We start from the raw sequence: 16,430 nt of genomic DNA, 5'->3' as shown, positions 1-16,430 counted from the left end.
TGTTTGAAAAAGCGTCTGTTCGTGACGGGTCTGAGTGGATTCGTCGGACAACACATCCAATCTCGCCTGAACGCTGATGCCTCGGAATGGACGCTACTGCCTGCCACTTCCCGTTACGATCTTGCTGAGCCCGGCAGCCTCGAAGGCCTGTGGCCCGAGATGCCCGACGCGGTCATTCACCTGGCCGGCCAGACGTTCGTGCCCGAAGCCTTCCGCGATCCGGCGCGCACGCTCAACATCAACCTGCTCGGCACCCTGAACCTGCTGCAAGCTCTGAAGGTCCGCGGCTTCACTGGTACGTTTCTGTACATCAGCTCTGGCGACGTCTACGGCCAGGTCACTGAAACCGATCTGCCCATCACCGAACATCAGCCGCCCTGCCCGCGCAATCCTTATGCCGTGAGCAAGCTGTCGGCGGAATTCCTTAGCCTGCAATGGGGCCTGAGCGAAGGCTGGCCGGTCATGGTCGCCCGTCCGTTCAACCACATCGGCACCGGCCAGAATGAAAGCTTTGTCATCGCCAGCGCAGCTCGGCAAATCAACCGAATCAACCAAGGCTTGCAAGCGCCGCAACTGGAAGTCGGTGACATCGACGTCACGCGCGATTTCCTCGACGTTGACGACGTGATTTCGGCCTACCTGGCGCTGCTGGAAAAGGGCGTGCCGGGACAGGTCTACAACATCTGCTCGGGGCACGAGCAGAGCATTCGCAGTTTGATCGAACAACTGGGGGACCTCGCCCAGGTCGACATGCAATTGATTCAAGACCCGGCGCGCCTTCGTCGCGCGGATCAGCGTCGCGTTTGTGGCAGCCATGCCAAGCTTGCCCAGACCACAGGATGGACGCCTGAAATCACAACACAACAATCCCTGCGGGCGATCCTGTCCGACTGGGAGAAGCGAGTACGACAAGAATGACTAAAAGTGCATTGATCACAGGGATCACCGGCCAGGACGGTGCTTATCTGGCCAAACTGCTACTCGACAAGGGGTACAAGGTCCACGGCCTGGTGGCCCGGCGCAGCAGCGATTCGCGCTGGCGCTTGCGTGAAATGGGTGTCGAAGGCGACATCGTTTACCTGGACGGTGACATGGCCGATGCCTGCTCGGTGCAGCGTGCGGTCATCAAGTCGGCCCCGGACGAGGTCTATAACCTGGCCGCGCAAAGTTTCGTCGCCGCCTCCTGGGACCAACCGGTCACCACCGGCATCGTCGACGGCCTGGGCGTGACTCACTTGCTCGAAGCCATTCGCCAATTCAGTCCGCACACGCGTTTTTATCAAGCGTCCACCAGCGAAATGTTTGGCCTGATCCAGGCCGAGCAACAGGACGAGAACACCCCGTTTTACCCGCGCAGTCCGTACGGCGTGGCCAAGCTGTATGGTCACTGGATCACCGTGAACTACCGCGAAAGCTTCAACCTGCACGCCAGCAGCGGCATCCTGTTCAACCACGAATCGCCTCTGCGCGGTATCGAGTTCGTGACCCGCAAAGTTACCGACGCCGCTGCTCGCATCAAGCAGGGCAAACAGCAGGAACTTCGCCTGGGCAACATCGACGCCAAGCGCGACTGGGGGTTTGCCGGCGACTACGTCGAAGCCATGTGGCTGATGCTGCAACAGGACAAGCCCGATGACTTTGTGGTCGCCACCGGCATCACCACCACCGTGCGCGAAATGTGCCGGATTGCCTTCGAACACGTCGACCTGAACTACCGCGACTTCGTGAAAATCGACCCGGCGTTTTTCCGCCCGGCCGAAGTGGAAGTGCTGTTGGGCAACCCGGCCAAAGCCCAGCGTGTACTGGGCTGGAAGCCGAAGACCGACCTGGATACCTTGATCCGCATGATGATGGATGCGGACATGAAACGCGTCGCCAAGGAGTAGGCCATGCTGATTCCCGTGATTCTCTCCGGCGGTGCCGGTACTCGCTTGTGGCCGGTGTCCCGCGAGGGCCATCCCAAGCCATTCATGACCTTGCCCGATGGCCAGTCGCTGCTGGGCAAGACCTATCGGCGGGCCGCCGGCCTGCTCGATGGCTGGGGCGATATCGTCACGGTGACCAACCGCGACTACTACTTCCAGAGCAAGGATCACTATCAAGAGGCGCAGCTCAGCCGTCATCGCGGGCACTTCATGCTGGAGCCGACGGGCCGCAACACGGCCCCGGCCATCGCGGCGGCAGCATTGTCGCTGCAAGCCCTGCACGGCGATGAAGCGATCATGGTGGTGATGCCCGCCGACCATTTGATCCTCAACGAAGACGCCTTGAAAACCGCCGTGGAACACGCCGTAGCGCTGGCCAAGGATGGTTTCCTGGTGACCTTCGGCGTGGTGCCGACCGCGCCGGACACCGGTTTCGGCTACATCGAAACCGGCGCTGCGCTGGATGGTAAAGGCGCAGCCAGGGTGCAGCGTTTCGTTGAAAAACCCGACCTGCAAACCGCGACGCATTACCTGGAAAGCGGCAATTTCCTGTGGAACTCCGGAATGTTCTGCTTCTCGATCGCCACCGTGCTGGCCGAGTTGCAGATCCACGCCCCGAAGTTGCTCGAGCAGACGAAAGCCTGCATGGCGGCCAGTAGCCCGGTGGAAACCGTCGGCTGCCTGCAACAGGAATTGTCCCCGGCGCTGTTCGCCGAGATCACCGACATCTCCATCGACTACGCCCTGATGGAACACTCCGACAAAGTGGTCGTGGTGCCCGCCCAATTCGACTGGAGTGATATCGGCTCCTGGGGCGCAGTGGCCGCACTGGTGCCTGCCGATGCGCAAAACAACCGCGCCAGCGGCGATGCCGTGTTCATCGACAGCCACAACAACTTTGTCCAGAGCGAAGACCGGCTGGTAGCGGCCGTGGGTGTGGATAACCTGATCATCATCGACACCGCCGACGCCGTGTTGGTCGCCCATGCCGATCGCGCGCAGGACGTGCGTCGGGTGGCCAAGCAGCTCAAGGACAAAAAGCACGAAGCCTATCGCCTGCACCGAACGGTCAGCCGGCCTTGGGGCACCTACACCGTGCTCGAGGAAGGCCCGCGCTTCAAAATCAAACGCATCGTGGTCAAGCCCGGTGGTAAGTTGTCGCTGCAGATGCACCACCATCGCAATGAACATTGGGTGGTGGTCGAAGGCATGGCCAAGGTCACCAACAACGGCACCGGTACTCATCTGGTCGCGAAGAACGAATCCACGTTCATTGCCGCCGGCCACCGGCATCGCCTGGAAAACCCGGGCGTGATTGACCTGGTGATCATCGAAGTGCAAAGCGGCGAATACCTGGGAGAAGACGATATCGTCCGCTTCGAAGACCAATACGGCAGGACGGTTTGAATGCTGCTTTCTTTGTACCGCTCGCTGTGGGGCTATCGGGGATTCATCCTCGGTAGCGTCAAGCGAGAGTTCCAGGCGCGTTACCGCAATTCGTTGTTCGGTGCCCTGTGGACCGTGCTGAACCCGCTGTCGATGATCATCGTCTACACCGTGATCTTTTCCCACATCATGCGCGCCCGTTTGCCGGGGGTGGATGACGGCCTGGCCTACAGCGTTTACCTCTGCGCCGGCCTGCTGACGTGGGGATTGTTCGCGGAAATCACCGTGCGCAGTCAGAACATGTTCCTCGACAACGCCAACCTGCTGAAGAAAATCAGCTTCCCGCGGATCTGCCTGCCGGTCATCGTGCTGTTCAACGCCGGCATCAACTTCGCGATCATCATCGGCTTGTTCCTCGGTTTTCTGCTGATCACCGGTCGACTGCCCGGCATGGCGCTGCTGGCGCTGATTCCGCTGTTGGCCTTGCAGGTTGTGTTCTGTGCCGGGCTAGGGATGATTCTTGGCGTCTTGAATGTGTTCTTTCGCGATGTCGGGCAATTTTTCGCCATCTGCCTGCAATTCTGGTTCTGGCTGACGCCGATCGTGTACCCGATGAGCATCCTGCCCGACTGGGTGCAGCGCCTGCTGCAACTCAACCCCCTGACCAACCTGATCACCAGCTACCAAAACGTGTTCCTTTACGGCCAATGGCCGGTCTGGAGTTCGCTGCTGCCGATCATGGTGGCCAGCGTGTTGTTCTTCGTCATCGGCCTGCGCCTGTTTCGTCAGCGCGTCGGCGAAATGGTGGATGAACTCTGATGGGACACATACGCGTCACCGGCCTGGGCAAGGCCTACAAGCAATACCCCACTCGCTGGAGCCGACTGGCTGAATGGCTGATCCCGTTTTCGCCGATCCGTCATCGCCAGCACTGGGTGCTGCAAGACGTGGCTTTCGAGATTGCTCCCGGCGAGTCCGTGGGTATCGTCGGGGTCAACGGCGCGGGCAAAAGTACCCTGCTGAAAATGATCACCGGCACCACCCAACCCACCTGCGGCAGCATCCAGCTCGAAGGTCGCGTTGCCGCCCTGCTGGAACTGGGCATGGGTTTTCATGCGGACTTCACCGGCCGGCAGAACGCCGTCATGGCGGGGCAACTGCTGGGCATGCAAGTCGAGGAAATCGAAGCACTAATGCCCGAGATCGAACGCTTCGCGGAAATCGGCGACGCCATCGACCATCCCGTGCGCACCTATTCCAGCGGCATGCAGATGCGCTTGGCGTTCAGCGTGGCCACGGCGCGGCGCCCGGACATCCTGATCGTCGACGAAGCGTTGTCAGTGGGCGACGCCTACTTCCAGCACAAAAGTTTCGATCGCATCCGCAGCTTTCGCAAAGCCGGCACCACCCTGCTGATCGTGTCCCACGACCGCTCGGCGATTCAGTCGATCTGCGACTCGGCGATCCTCCTGGAAAAGGGGCGGATGGCCATGCACAGCACGCCCGAAGCCGTCATGGATTACTACAACGCCCTGCTCGCCGAACGCGAAGGCCAGACGGTACGTCAGGAAATGCTCTCTGGCGGCCAGGTCAGCACCATTTCCGGCACCGGTGAAGCCGGGATTTTGCGGGTGCGCTTGCTGGACGAACACGAACGGTCCATCGATGCGGCGGAAGTCGGTCAACCGGTGGTGCTGGAGGTGGAAGTCGAAGTCCGCCAGGACATCGAGCGGCTGGTGCTGGGCTTCATGATCAAGGATCGCCTGGGCCAGGCCATGTATGGCATCAATACCCATCGCCAGGATCAGGCGCTGAACGATCTGAAGGCTGGGGAGCGTGTGACCTACCGTTTTGCCTTCGTCATGGGACTGGGCAAGGGTAACTATTCGGTGGCCCTGAGCCTGTCCCGGCTGGATTCGCACCTCGATCGCAACTTTGAATGGCGGGACTACGGCCTGGTGTTCCACGTGATCAATAACCGCCAGGAAGATTTCGTTGGCTGCTCGTGGCTGGGGGCCAAAACCACCATCACCCGCTCCATCGAAACGCCGATACCGGAAAACACACCATGACGCGCCTTCTGGTCGAATGCACCCACGTCTTCCAGCACCCCAAGGTCAACTCGGGTATTCAGCGAGTGGTGCGCAACGTGGTCAATCAACTGCCGGAATCGGTCGAAGGGGTTGAATGCATCCCGGTGGTGTTGCTCAAAGGCAAACTCTACCGAGTGCTGATGCTCGGTGCGCTGAACATCCCGTTTTTTGATCACTTGATGACCTTCGGTGGACGGCTGGAACGGCTGGCCCATCGTTTCTGGCAACTGCATCAACGCCTGCACAACCGCAGTCACTCGCGAATGATCAAGCGTTTGCTGCACGTGGCCTACCGGGTGACGGCGATCACCTGTTTCAGTATTCCACTGCGGATAATCGAAGGCATCAACCAGTATCAACTGCCCAAACGCTGCACGCCGCTACAGCACCAGCCGGGGGATCAACTGGTGTTGCTGGATTCGTCCTGGCACACCGATTTTTTCCCGTTTGCCGAACAGCTCAAACGCGATGGCGTGGGCATCGTTTCGGTAATCTACGACCTGATTCCCCTGACACATCCGCAGTTCTACGACACTCGGCTGGTGCAGGTCTTCAACGAGTGGTTCGACTGGATCACCCGAACGGCCGATGGCTATGTGGCAATCTCTGCCACGGTGCGCGATCAGGTGCGTGAGGAATTGCAGCGCCGCCTCGGTCCGGCCAAGGCCAGTGAGTTGTGGTTCGATTATTTCCACCTCGGTTCCGAGCTCGACCTGAGCGAAGCCACCGCCGCCGTGGAGCCGCGCCTTGCACGGCTTTTTGAAACACCGGAGCCGGTATTCCTCATGGTCAGTACCATCGAGCCGCGCAAGAACCACGATTACCTGCTGGACGCCTTCGAACTCGCCTGGGCGGCGGGCTCCAAGGCCCGGTTGTGCATTGCCGGTCGCATCGGCTGGAAGTGCGACGCCCTGCTCGCCCGGGTACGCAGTCACCCGCAGCTGAACCGGCGCCTGTTCATGTTCAACGACCTGAGCGACACCAGCCTCGAACATGCCTACAGCCACGCCAGCTCACTGGTGTTTCCGTCGTATGTCGAAGGTTTCGGCCTGCCGCTGGTGGAAGCCATGCAGCGCGGGCTACCGGCGATGGGCAGCGATATTCCGGTCTTCCGCGAAATCGGCGGCGAGTTCATGGCGTACTTCGATCTGGCCGATCCGCGCAGCCTGGCCGACCTGGTCATAGGTTTCGAGCGCAGCGGTCGATTCCCGGCTACCCGCGACGTCGCCGACTGGCGCTGGATAGGCTGGCGTGAAGCGAGTGCGCAATTGGCCGAACGAACCCTGCGCAATCTTGTAGAAGCACCGGTCATTCCAGAGAGGCAACATGCGAATTGCCCTTAATGCGCGAATCCTCCAGGCCCCGCGTACCGGCATCGGCCACTACGTCGCCGAACTGGCGAACGCACTAGCCGATGAACCAGATGTTGAACTGGCGTTGTTCCATGGCTGGGGCTGGAGCTCGGTGCTGCCTGAGGCGGCCATGCCCGGTTATTCGCGACTGACACCGCTGCTGCGGCAAATTCCGGGGGCCTATCAGGCCCGGCGCTGGTTGGAGCAGAAGCGGTTCGATCAAGGTCGTGCGCAAACCATCGACCTCTACCACGAGCCGAGTTTGTGGCCGCTGTCGTTCGACGGCCCGACGGTTATCACCCTGCATGACCTGACTCACCTGCACTACCCCGATACGCAGCCGCCCGCACGCTTACGAGAAATCGAGCGACGGCTGGCCGACGGCGTACGCCAGGCGAGCCTGATTCTCACCGACTCGCAGTTCATTGCCGACGAAGCCCAGGCGCATTTCGGGCTGCCGGCTGAGCGATTTGTTGTCGCCCCCCTCGGCGTAGCGGCGCGTTTCCACCCGCGGGCTCCCGAAGCCATCGACGCCGTGCTCAAGGCCCATGGCGTGGAGGCGCGGGAATACTTCCTCTGCGTCGGCACCCTGGAGCCGCGCAAGAACCTGACCCTGGCCCTGCGCGCCCACGCTTTATTGCCGGAAGTTGTGCGCCAGCGTTTTCCGCTGTTGATCGTCGGCATGGCCGGCTGGCAACGCGAGCAATTCAGCGAAGAATTGCATCAGGCCCTCGCCAGCGGTCATGTCTGTTTGCTCGGCTATCTGCCCGACGAGCAAGTTGCACAACTGTTGGCTGGGGCTCGGGCGTTGATTTTCCCATCACTCTACGAAGGCTTCGGCCTGCCGGTGCTGGAAGCCATGGCCAGCGGCACACCGGTCATTCTGACCCGGCGTTCGGCCATGCCAGAAGTGGCAGGCGCTGCAGGCAACTATATCGAACCTGACGACCCCGACGGCTTGCGCAATGCCATGACCCGTCTGATCGACGATCAAGTGCATTGGCAGGCGTGCACGGATGCAGGATTGCAACAGGCAAGGCTTTTTACCTGGGAGCGTTGCGCGAAGGTCACGGCCCGCGCCTACCGCCAGGCCATGGGAGGTTGAATGCGAGTTCTTCATTTTTTCAAGACGTACTTGCCGGATTCAGTCGGCGGGATCGAACAAGTGATCTTCCAGTTGTGCGAAAGCGGCGCCCAGCACGGCGTTGAAGGCCGGGTACTGACACTCAGCGCCGATCCGACACCGCCGGTGGTGCAGCTTGGACAACACGAAGTCCATCGGGCCAGACTCGACATTCAATTCGCTTCCACGGGTTTTTCCTGGAGCGTCTTCAAACAGTTTCGCGAGTTGGCGGCCGAGGCCGACGTGGTCAATTACCACTTTCCCTGGCCGTTCATGGACCTGGTGCATTTCGCCAGCGGCATGAACAAACCGAGCGTGGTGACTTACCACTCGGACATCATTCGCCAGAAACACCTGCTCAAACTCTACCGGCCCCTGATGAACCGCTTTCTGGCCAGCGCGGACCGGATCGTCGCCGCGTCGCCCAACTATCTGCACACCAGCGATGTGTTGCAACAGTTTCAGGACAAGACCCGAGTGATCCCCTATGGCCTGAACAAGGCAGGTTATCCACAGCCCGACAGCGAGCGCACGGCGCACTGGCGGCAGCGGCTTGGGGATAAGTTTTTTCTGTTTGTGGGGGTGATGCGTTACTACAAGGGTTTGCACATCCTGCTCGACGCCTTGAAGGACCTGAATTACCCGACGGTAATTGTCGGTGCCGGCCCGTTGGAAGCAGAGCTTCACGCCCAGGCAGCGGCTTTGGGCCTGCGCAATATTCACTTCCTTGGGCGGCTGGGGGACGAGGACAAAGTGGCGCTGCTGCAATTGAGCTATGCCATCGTATTCCCATCGCACCTGCGCTCCGAAGCGTTCGGCATTTCGCTGCTGGAAGGGGCTATGTATGGCAAACCGATGATCTCCAGTGAAATCGGCACCGGCACCAGCTACATCAACATTCACAATGAAACCGGGCTGGTGGTCCCTCCCAGTAATCCACAGGCGTTCCGTGAAGCGATGCGCACGCTATGGGAAAACCCGACGCGTGCGGCGGAAATGGGCGTGAAGGCTGAGGCGCGGTATCGGCAGTTATTCACAGCCGATGAAATGGGCCGCAAGTGGACCGAGTTGTACGAAGAGCTGCTGGAAGAAAAGTCCCTGTCCTACGCCTGACTCCTTCTTTGTGGGAGTGAGCCTGCTCGCGAAAGCGGTGTACCAGTCGACATAAAAGTTGAATGTCAGAAAGCCTTCGCGAGCAGGCTCGCTCCCACAGGGGAGTTATCCACAAGCCCAGTGCTACAGATCCAGCACCAGCGGCTGCGAACCCTGCGCCGGCACCGCACAACAAATCAGCACTTCTCCAGCGCCGGGCACTTCTGCCGGCACCTGTGGATAAGTCACTTCGCCGCTGATCAGGCGCGTCTTGCAGGTGCCGCAGGAACCGCCACGGCAGCTGAATTCCGGGCGCAAGCCACGGCTTTCAGCCAACTCCAGCAAACTGCCGCTATCGGGTTTCCAGCGCGCCTCTTTGGCCGAGCGCTCGAACACCACCGGTACCGACGTCGTGGCGGCCGGTGGTTGCTCGATGACCACTGCATCCGGATCGGGTATCCGGCGCAACGTCGACGGGCCAAAGGTCTCGGCGTGAATCCTTGAATCGCGGATGTCCATGTCCCGCAGGCTGTCATACATCGCCTGGGTAAACGCTCCAGGGCCGCAGAGGACAAAATCCAGCTGATCGTAGTCTTCCACCTCAAGCATATGCTTGAGCAGGTCGGCGTCAATTCGCCCGGTCAGGTCGAAATCTTCACCTTCGCGCGCTTCGGGCTCCGGCTGACTGAGCAAACGCAGGACGCGCACCGCGTCACCGAGCCCGTCGAGCAAGCGGTTCAGCTCAGGGCGAAACGGTTGATCGGCCAGGGTTCGCGAGCTCTGGATGAACCAGGTCGGGCGAATGCTCCGCGTGCGCAGGCCTTGATAAACCACCTCGCGCACCATCGACAGCAGCGGCGTAATGCCCACGCCAGCCGCCAGCAACACCAGCGGTCGCCGCTCATGCGGTGCCACGGTGAAATGCCCTTGCGGCGCACGGGCCTCCAGTACATCACCGACACGAATCCGCTCATGCAGGTGCGATGACACCAACCCGTCACGCTTCACGCTGATCCGGAAAAAGTCATCGGACGGCGCACTCGACAGGCTGTACGTGCGGATATGCACGTCACCGTTAATGTTGAACCGTAAAGGCAAATGCTGCCCGGCCTGGAACACCGGCAAACCGGCGCCATCGGCAGGCTCCAGGTAGATCGAACGGATGTTGTGGCTTTCCTGTTCGATGCGCGCCACCCGCAGCGACCGCCAATGATCGCCCAACGCCTTGGCTTGCAGGCGTGCATTGGCCTGCGCCCAGGTGCCAGTCAGCAAACTGGTGGGCGACACGCCGTCAAAGCGCCAGCGCAAGGCCAGCGCTGCAGGACGGCGCACCACGTGCTCGACCTCGAAGGTCCACAGCCGCTCGGCACCTTGAAAGGCTTCGATTTGCGGACCGTCGAGGATGATTTCAGTACGCCCGCTGAGGTGCAGCAGGTCACCCGAATTGAAATCGATGAACAACAAACCGGCGCGGGGATTGATCAGCAGATTGCCCAGCGTGTTGAAATGCAGGTTGCCGGCGAAGTCAGGGATCGTCAGGCGATTACCTTCCACCTGTACGAAACCGGCTTGCCCGCCACGGTGAGAAACATCCACCGACCGCTGGCCATCGACGTCCACGTAGCTGGCGACAAAGAACGTATCCGCCTCAATGACCATGGCTCTGGCCGCGTCATCCAGTTCAGTCAGGTGCTGTGCAACGCGGCTCGAAGGGTCAGCCAAGGGCACCGAGCGAAACTGGCGCAATTGAATATATTGCGGGCAGTTGCCGAACGATTGCTCCACCGTCACCCCGAATCCGCTGGCCGTAACGGCGCCGACGCGACCATTGAGGCGGTTGCGACGCCGGGTGTGCAACTCGATACCGAGCAGGCCGATGGCAGCACCGTCTTGCAGTTGCGCGGGGTCATCGGCCCCCGGCAGGTGGTCGAACTGCAACAGCGATGGGTCGGGGGAATGAGCGAAGCCCGGTTCCCCTTCAAGAATGCTGGCCCAGGGGTTGCCATCGGCATCAACGGCGCCGTACAGCATGAACGGCAGTTGCTGATAGAACGCGCGGTGTTGATCCGGCATTTGACTGCGAATCACCTTACGCCCGAACGCCTCCATTCGCTCGGCAACACCCACATGAGCCTGCAACTGTTTCTCGCCGGCGTGCCAAGGTGAATGTTCCATAACGGCTTCTCCCCTGCGCCCATGGCGCATCGTGAACGGCCCGAGCGGGTCGGGCCGTGTGCATCAGGCAGTTTTTTGCAGGCCGGCCACCGTGCGTGGCATGCCGACAAACCCTGGCAACGCTTCAATGCGCGCCAGCCAGGCGCGGATGTTGGCGTACTCGTCGAGCGAGACGTTGCCTTCCGGCGCATGGGCGATGTAACTGTAGGCCGAGACGTCGGCGATGGTCGGCTCGGTCCCGACCAGATACGGCGTGGCAGACAGTTCCTGATCGATGATTTTCAGCAAGGCGTGGGAATTGGCGATCACCTCTTCAGCGTTGTAGGGCGCGCCGAACACGGTGATCAACCTGGCTCTGGCCACACCAAAGGCAATCGGCCCGGCAGCAATCGATAACCAGCGCTGAACCTTGGCGGAGCCGACAGGATCAGTCGGTAGCCAGCAACCGTTGCCATACTTCTGCGCCAGATACACCAGGATTGCATTGGAATCGGCCAGCACGACGCCTTGGTCATCAATGGCAGGCACCTGACCCATCGGGTTGATTGCCAGGTATTCCGGCTGCTTGTGCGCCCCCTTTGCCAGATCGACAAAGATTAGTTCCGTCGGCAATTGCAGCAGAGACAGCATCAGCTCCACACGGTGAGCATGGCCAGAGCGTGGGAAGTTGTAGAGTTTGATCGCTTGCATGGTCGACTCCGCTGGGTGGAGGCGCTGATCAAGAAGATCAGCACCGATGGCCGCTATCTTCCACCCTCAACCAAAACAACAGAATAACCAGCAAACGCAATCCATTGTTTCATCCAGCGCAATAACCCTCTAACGGCTCAGGGCTGGATGCTCCCTTAATGTCTTCACCGCGAAGTCGACAAAACTGCGGACTCGCACCGGCGCCTTGCGACCCCCTTGGTAGACCACATGAATGGGCAGTGGCGGCTGTTCGAAGTCAGCCAGCACGACTTCCAGTTCTCCGGCGGCTACCTTGCTCGCCACTTGGTAAGACAGGACCCGGGTGAATCCCAAGCCCATGGACGCCGCCGTGATCGCAGCCTGATTGGCGGTGACCACAAGACGCGGCTCCGGGCGAACGCTCAGCGGCTCGCCCGCTTCAAGAAATGGCCAGGCTCTGAGCTGCCCGATGGACGACGTTGCGATAATCGGGGCACCGCTGAGCTCATTCGGGTGCAGTGGCCTGCCACGGGCCGTCAAAAACGCCGGGGACGCACAGATCACTCGTCGCACCTCGCCCACGCGAATCGCGTGTTGATTGCTGTCAGGCAGCTCACCGATTCGTACCGCCACATCAATGCCCTCTTCAACCATGCTCACGACTCGGTCGACCAATAGGGCATTGATGCTGACTTCAGGAAACTGGGCGAGATAACCGACCATGACCGGCGTGACGAACAACTCACCGAACAACACCGGCGCCGTAATCGTCAGTTGCCCACGGGGCTGGGCGTGACTGCCTGCCGCAGAATCCTCTGCTTCCTGCACCTCCACGAGAATCCTCCGACAATCTTCCAGATAACGCTGCCCCGCCTCGCTCAAATGCACGCTGCGGGTGGTGCGAGTAATCAACTGCGTGCCAATGCGCTGCTCCAGTGCCGCGACGGCCCGGGTGACACTGGCTGCCGACATCCCCAAACGCCGCGCCGCTGCGGAGAAACCTTGTTCTTGAGCGACGGCGGCGAAGACCTGCATTTCCTGGAATCGGTCCATGGATGTGTCCTGTATTCAAAGGGGGGTGACGAATTTACATACGGCAAGCTTCTAGCGAAAAGCATCTGCCAAAAGCCCGACCGTGATAAGAATATCCACAAGGCTCTGCTCGCGGCTGTGGATAATTCAAATCGCAAGCTAAGCGCGCCTTGAACATTCCGCAGTTGTTAGCAACAGGTGGAAGCTCTAGCTGAGTAGGAGGCATCGAGCGATATCTTGCAATTTACCCTCCTGACAGTCCCCCCGTTGCATACATCCCTGCTTATGCAGTCGCCCCTCGCTGGATCAAAGGCATATCAATGAGTCCATATTTTGCAGGTATTACGTGGGGATTTCCCGGCATCGACCGGCGTCTGTTGAAAGTGCAATTCAGTTTTTTGCTTATGGTTCTGGGTGGACGGTGCAATCAGTTGGCGGTGGCGTGGTGGGCGTTGCAGGAAACAGGCTCTGCACTCTACTTCGCCAACATGATTGCCTGTTCCATTGCGGCGGAGGTGTTAGCCAAACCCCTGTTGGGATGGTTGGGGGACAAGTACAACAAAATCCTGATCATCAAGCTGGCCTCATGGATCAGCCTGCTGACAGCGCTGTTGATGGTGGTGCTGTCCGCCACGGGGGTATTCAACCCCTGGACGGTGGGCGCGCTGATGATGATCAGCAGTGCGATCGTCGGCGTGCGCGACCCTCTCCAGGCGTCGATCATTCCCTTGTTCGCAGACGACGATAAAGTATCGCAGGCCTTTCGGACCAAAAGCGTGATGTCGTCCTTTTCGATTCTGCTGGGCCCGGTACTGGCCAGCGGGTTGATTTACAAATTCGGTATCACATTCGCCTTTGCTGCCGATTTTTTTGCAATTCTCATCGCCGGGGCATTGATCGCGACCATTCCGAGCCACATCGGTGCCACTGGCCAAGGCGAAGAAGCCCCGAAAGCCAGCGGCTTCAGCATGATTTATTCCGGCTTCAAAGTTGTTTACAGAGTGAAAGTCGAATTTTACCTGGCCATCATTGCGATGCTTATCAACTTTGCCCTGTTTCCGTTCTTCACCATCCTGATTCCACTGTACGTGAAGGACGTCGTTCAGTATCCGGTCACTTACATTGGTCTTCTGGATTCTTGCTTCGGACTGGGCATTCTGGCGGGCAGTTACAAGATCATCGGCTGGTTATCCGATCGTGTCCCCCGTGACATGTGTGTGTCCGCAGGTTTTGCATTACTGGGGTGCAACCTGATGGTGGTCGGCACCGTTTCATCCTCGATCATCGTTCCCGTGGCCTTTTTCTGCGGCGGCATAGGCCTGATGTTGATCAACATCCCCACCTCCGCAGTGAGGTTGCTTGCGACGCCCAAGCTTCATCGCAACCGGATTTTTGCCACAGTTTCATTTTTGTCTGCGGCGGCCAGCCCCTTGGGCAGTTTTACGATGAACACCCTGATCGCTTATCTGGGAATCGCAATGACGATCACGCTGCTGGGCGTCATGGTGCTGCTGCTGTCTCTGCTGGTCTTTCTGGTACCCGATTTCAAAACTTTCATGCGTTCTCCGGATACGCAGCTCAATGATGCCTACCTGGACAAATACCCTGAGGCGTTTGGGCACTGACGTCCCTAGAGGAGATGCGGACAAAGTGATTCTGGAATCGCGGATTCTTTCGGGGATTTTTCTACAGCGTTTGAGTGCATAAATAAAAAAACAGGGGCACGGATCGTGCCCCTGCGTCTTTCGAATTACTCCACCGTCACCGACTTCGCCAGGTTACGCGGCTGGTCAACGTCCGTGCCTTTCAGCACAGCAACGTAGTACGACAGCAACTGCAGCGGGATGGTGTAGAGGATCGGCGACAGGATGTCGTGGATGTGCGGCATGTGCACAACGTGCGTGCCTTCGCCATTGGTCATGCCGGCTTTCTCGTCTGCGAAGACGATCAACTGGCCGCCACGGGCGCGGACTTCCTGGAGGTTGGATTTCAACTTCTCCAGCAGCTCGTTGTTCGGCGCCACGGTGACCACCGGCATGTCGTTATCCACCAGCGCCAACGGGCCGTGTTTCAGTTCGCCAGCCGGATAAGCTTCAGCGTGGATGTAGGAGATTTCCTTGAGTTTCAGGGCGCCTTCCATCGCTACCGGGAATTGCGCGCCACGGCCCAGGAACAAGGTGTGGTTTTTCTCGGCGAACAGTTCGGCGATTTTCTCCACGGTGCTGTCCATGGCCAGGGCTTCGCCCAGGCGAGTAGGCAGGCGACGCAGTTCTTCAACCAGAGTGGCTTCGACGCCCTTGGCCAAAGTGCCGCGAACCTGACCCAGGGACAGGGTCAGCAACAACAGGCCTACCAGTTGAGTGGTGAAAGCTTTGGTCGAGGCCACGCCGATTTCGCGACCGGCCTGGGTCAGCAGGGTCAGGTCGGATTCACGCACCAGCGAACTGATGCCAACGTTGCAGATTGCCAGGCTTGCGAGGAACCCCAGTTCCTTGGCGTTGCGCAGGGCAGCCAGGGTGTCGGCGGTTTCGCCAGATTGGGAAATGGTCACGAACAGCGTGTCGGGTTGCACCACAACCTTGCGGTAGCGAAATTCGCTGGCAACTTCGACCTGGCACGGGATGCCAGCCAGTTCTTCGAGCCAGTAACGGGCAACCATACCGGCGTGATAGCTAGTGCCGCAGGCAACGATCTGTACGTTGCGCACTTTGGCGAACAGCTCGGCAGCCTGTGGACCGAATGCCTGTACCAGTACGCCGTTCGGGCTCAGACGACCTTCGAGGGTGCGCTGGACAACAGACGGTTGCTCGTGGATTTCCTTGAGCATGAAGTGGCGGAACTCGCCCTTGTCTGCCGCTTCGGCACCGTCGCGGTACTGCACGGTTTCGCGTTCGACGGCTTTGCCGTCAACGTCCCAGATGTGCACGCTGTCGCGACGAATCTCGGCGATATCGCCTTCTTCCAGGTACATGAAACGGTCGGTGACCTGACGCAGGGCCAATTGGTCGGAAGCGAGGAAATTTTCCCCCAGGCCCAGACCAATTACCAACGGGCTGCCACTGCGGGCGGCGACCAGGCGATCCGGCTGCTTGGCGCTGATGACCGCCAGGCCGTAAGCACCGTGCAACTCTTTGACTGTGGCTTTGAGGGCCGCGGTCAGGTCGGGCAAATCCTTGAGTTTGTGATTCAGCAGGTGCGCGATGACTTCGGTGTCGGTGTCCGAGGTGAACACATAACCCAAGGCTTTCAGCTGCTCACGCAGGGCTTCGTGGTTTTCGATGATGCCGTTGTGCACCACGGCCAGGTCGCCGGAGAAATGCGGGTGGGCGTTGCGCTCGCACGGGGCGCCGTGCGTGGCCCAGCGGGTGTGGGCGATGCCGAGGCGACCGACCAGAGGCTCGGCTTCAAGCGCGTTTTCCAGCTCGCTGACCTTGCCCGGGCGACGCATGCGCTCTAGTTTTTCATCGTTGGTGAAGACCGCCACACCGGCGCTGTCATAGCCACGGTATTCCAGGCGCTTGAGGCCTTCGAGCAAGATGGCAGTGATATTACGTTCTGCGACTGCGCCGACAATTCCACACAT

General features: G+C 59.8%; 13 protein-coding genes. 9 read left to right on the top strand and 4 right to left on the bottom strand.

Going from position 1 to position 16,430, the window contains the following annotated elements; genetic code table 11:
• Nucleotides 1–3: 3 nt before the first annotated feature.
• Genes ACWKV5_RS13015 through ACWKV5_RS12980 form a run of 8 tightly spaced genes read left to right on the top strand, consistent with a single transcriptional unit; the run spans nucleotide 4 to nucleotide 8,992 of the window.
• Nucleotides 4–918: a GDP-mannose 4,6-dehydratase gene (locus ACWKV5_RS13015; RefSeq protein ID WP_483841564.1), complete on the top strand. Its 915-nt coding sequence runs from the start codon at nucleotides 4–6 to the stop codon at nucleotides 916–918.
• Nucleotides 915–1,886, top strand: coding sequence for a GDP-mannose 4,6-dehydratase (gene gmd / locus ACWKV5_RS13010; RefSeq protein ID WP_027926228.1), 972 nt, complete (start codon nucleotides 915–917; stop codon nucleotides 1,884–1,886). The genes ACWKV5_RS13015 and gmd overlap by 4 nt, the downstream gene beginning before the upstream one ends.
• A gap of 3 nt (nucleotides 1,887–1,889) precedes the next feature.
• Nucleotides 1,890–3,332, top strand: coding sequence for a mannose-1-phosphate guanylyltransferase/mannose-6-phosphate isomerase (locus ACWKV5_RS13005; RefSeq protein ID WP_483841563.1), 1,443 nt, complete (start codon nucleotides 1,890–1,892; stop codon nucleotides 3,330–3,332).
• A complete protein-coding gene (locus ACWKV5_RS13000; RefSeq protein ID WP_483841562.1) occupies nucleotides 3,333–4,130 on the top strand; it encodes an ABC transporter permease in 798 nt (265 codons plus the stop codon). It begins immediately after the preceding gene.
• Entirely contained in the window at nucleotides 4,130–5,383 is a 1,254-nt protein-coding gene (locus ACWKV5_RS12995) for an ABC transporter ATP-binding protein (RefSeq protein WP_483841561.1), read from the top strand. Before ACWKV5_RS13000 ends, ACWKV5_RS12995 begins: the two co-directional genes overlap by 1 nt.
• Entirely contained in the window at nucleotides 5,380–6,747 is a 1,368-nt protein-coding gene (locus ACWKV5_RS12990) for a glycosyltransferase family 4 protein (protein WP_483841560.1), read from the top strand. The genes ACWKV5_RS12995 and ACWKV5_RS12990 overlap by 4 nt, the downstream gene beginning before the upstream one ends.
• Complete coding sequence (locus ACWKV5_RS12985) at nucleotides 6,731–7,861, top strand: glycosyltransferase family 4 protein (RefSeq protein WP_483841559.1); 1,131 nt, start codon at nucleotides 6,731–6,733, stop codon at nucleotides 7,859–7,861. Before ACWKV5_RS12990 ends, ACWKV5_RS12985 begins: the two co-directional genes overlap by 17 nt.
• Nucleotides 7,862–8,992, top strand: a complete 1,131-nt coding sequence (locus tag ACWKV5_RS12980; RefSeq protein WP_483841558.1) for a glycosyltransferase family 4 protein — start codon at nucleotides 7,862–7,864, stop codon at nucleotides 8,990–8,992.
• 123 nt (nucleotides 8,993–9,115) lie between these two features.
• Here the strand turns inward: ACWKV5_RS12980 and ACWKV5_RS12975 are convergent, their stop codons facing one another.
• The 3 genes from ACWKV5_RS12975 to ACWKV5_RS12965 form a co-directional block, all read right to left on the bottom strand.
• A complete protein-coding gene (locus ACWKV5_RS12975; protein WP_483841557.1) occupies nucleotides 9,116–11,146 on the bottom strand; it encodes a 2Fe-2S iron-sulfur cluster-binding protein in 2,031 nt (676 codons plus the stop codon).
• A gap of 63 nt (nucleotides 11,147–11,209) precedes the next feature.
• On the bottom strand, nucleotides 11,210–11,836 hold the full coding sequence (locus ACWKV5_RS12970; RefSeq protein ID WP_483841556.1) for a glutathione S-transferase family protein: 627 nt from the start codon (nucleotides 11,834–11,836) through the stop codon (nucleotides 11,210–11,212).
• Between the two features lie 129 nt (nucleotides 11,837–11,965).
• Nucleotides 11,966–12,868, bottom strand: a complete 903-nt coding sequence (locus ACWKV5_RS12965; RefSeq protein ID WP_483841555.1) for a LysR family transcriptional regulator — start codon at nucleotides 12,866–12,868, stop codon at nucleotides 11,966–11,968.
• Between the two features lie 299 nt (nucleotides 12,869–13,167).
• On the opposite strand from ACWKV5_RS12965, the gene ACWKV5_RS12960 reads away from it, so the two are divergent.
• A complete protein-coding gene (locus tag ACWKV5_RS12960) occupies nucleotides 13,168–14,472 on the top strand; it encodes an MFS transporter (protein WP_483841554.1) in 1,305 nt (434 codons plus the stop codon).
• Between the two features lie 125 nt (nucleotides 14,473–14,597).
• Here the strand turns inward: ACWKV5_RS12960 and glmS are convergent, their stop codons facing one another.
• Nucleotides 14,598–16,430, bottom strand: coding sequence for a glutamine--fructose-6-phosphate transaminase (isomerizing) (gene glmS / locus ACWKV5_RS12955; protein ID WP_483841553.1), 1,833 nt, complete (start codon nucleotides 16,428–16,430; stop codon nucleotides 14,598–14,600).

The organism is Pseudomonas oplopanacis (assembly GCF_057128725.1).
This window is presented reverse-complemented; position numbering and strand designations above follow the sequence as displayed.

Coding starts and splice junctions, on each gene's coding strand:
- ACWKV5_RS12995 (WP_483841561.1), top strand. CDS start 4,130: ATGGGACACATACGCGTCACCGGCCTGGGCAAGGCCTACAAGCAATAC.
- ACWKV5_RS12985 (WP_483841559.1), top strand. CDS start 6,731: ATGCGAATTGCCCTTAATGCGCGAATCCTCCAGGCCCCGCGTACCGGC.
- gmd (WP_027926228.1), top strand. CDS start 915: ATGACTAAAAGTGCATTGATCACAGGGATCACCGGCCAGGACGGTGCT.
- ACWKV5_RS12975 (WP_483841557.1), bottom strand. CDS start 11,146: ATGGAACATTCACCTTGGCACGCCGGCGAGAAACAGTTGCAGGCTCAT.
- ACWKV5_RS12965 (WP_483841555.1), bottom strand. CDS start 12,868: ATGGACCGATTCCAGGAAATGCAGGTCTTCGCCGCCGTCGCTCAAGAA.
- ACWKV5_RS13000 (WP_483841562.1), top strand. CDS start 3,333: ATGCTGCTTTCTTTGTACCGCTCGCTGTGGGGCTATCGGGGATTCATC.
- ACWKV5_RS12960 (WP_483841554.1), top strand. CDS start 13,168: ATGAGTCCATATTTTGCAGGTATTACGTGGGGATTTCCCGGCATCGAC.
- ACWKV5_RS13005 (WP_483841563.1), top strand. CDS start 1,890: ATGCTGATTCCCGTGATTCTCTCCGGCGGTGCCGGTACTCGCTTGTGG.
- glmS (WP_483841553.1), bottom strand. CDS start 16,430: ATGTGTGGAATTGTCGGCGCAGTCGCAGAACGTAATATCACTGCCATC.
- ACWKV5_RS12990 (WP_483841560.1), top strand. CDS start 5,380: ATGACGCGCCTTCTGGTCGAATGCACCCACGTCTTCCAGCACCCCAAG.
- ACWKV5_RS12980 (WP_483841558.1), top strand. CDS start 7,862: ATGCGAGTTCTTCATTTTTTCAAGACGTACTTGCCGGATTCAGTCGGC.
- ACWKV5_RS12970 (WP_483841556.1), bottom strand. CDS start 11,836: ATGCAAGCGATCAAACTCTACAACTTCCCACGCTCTGGCCATGCTCAC.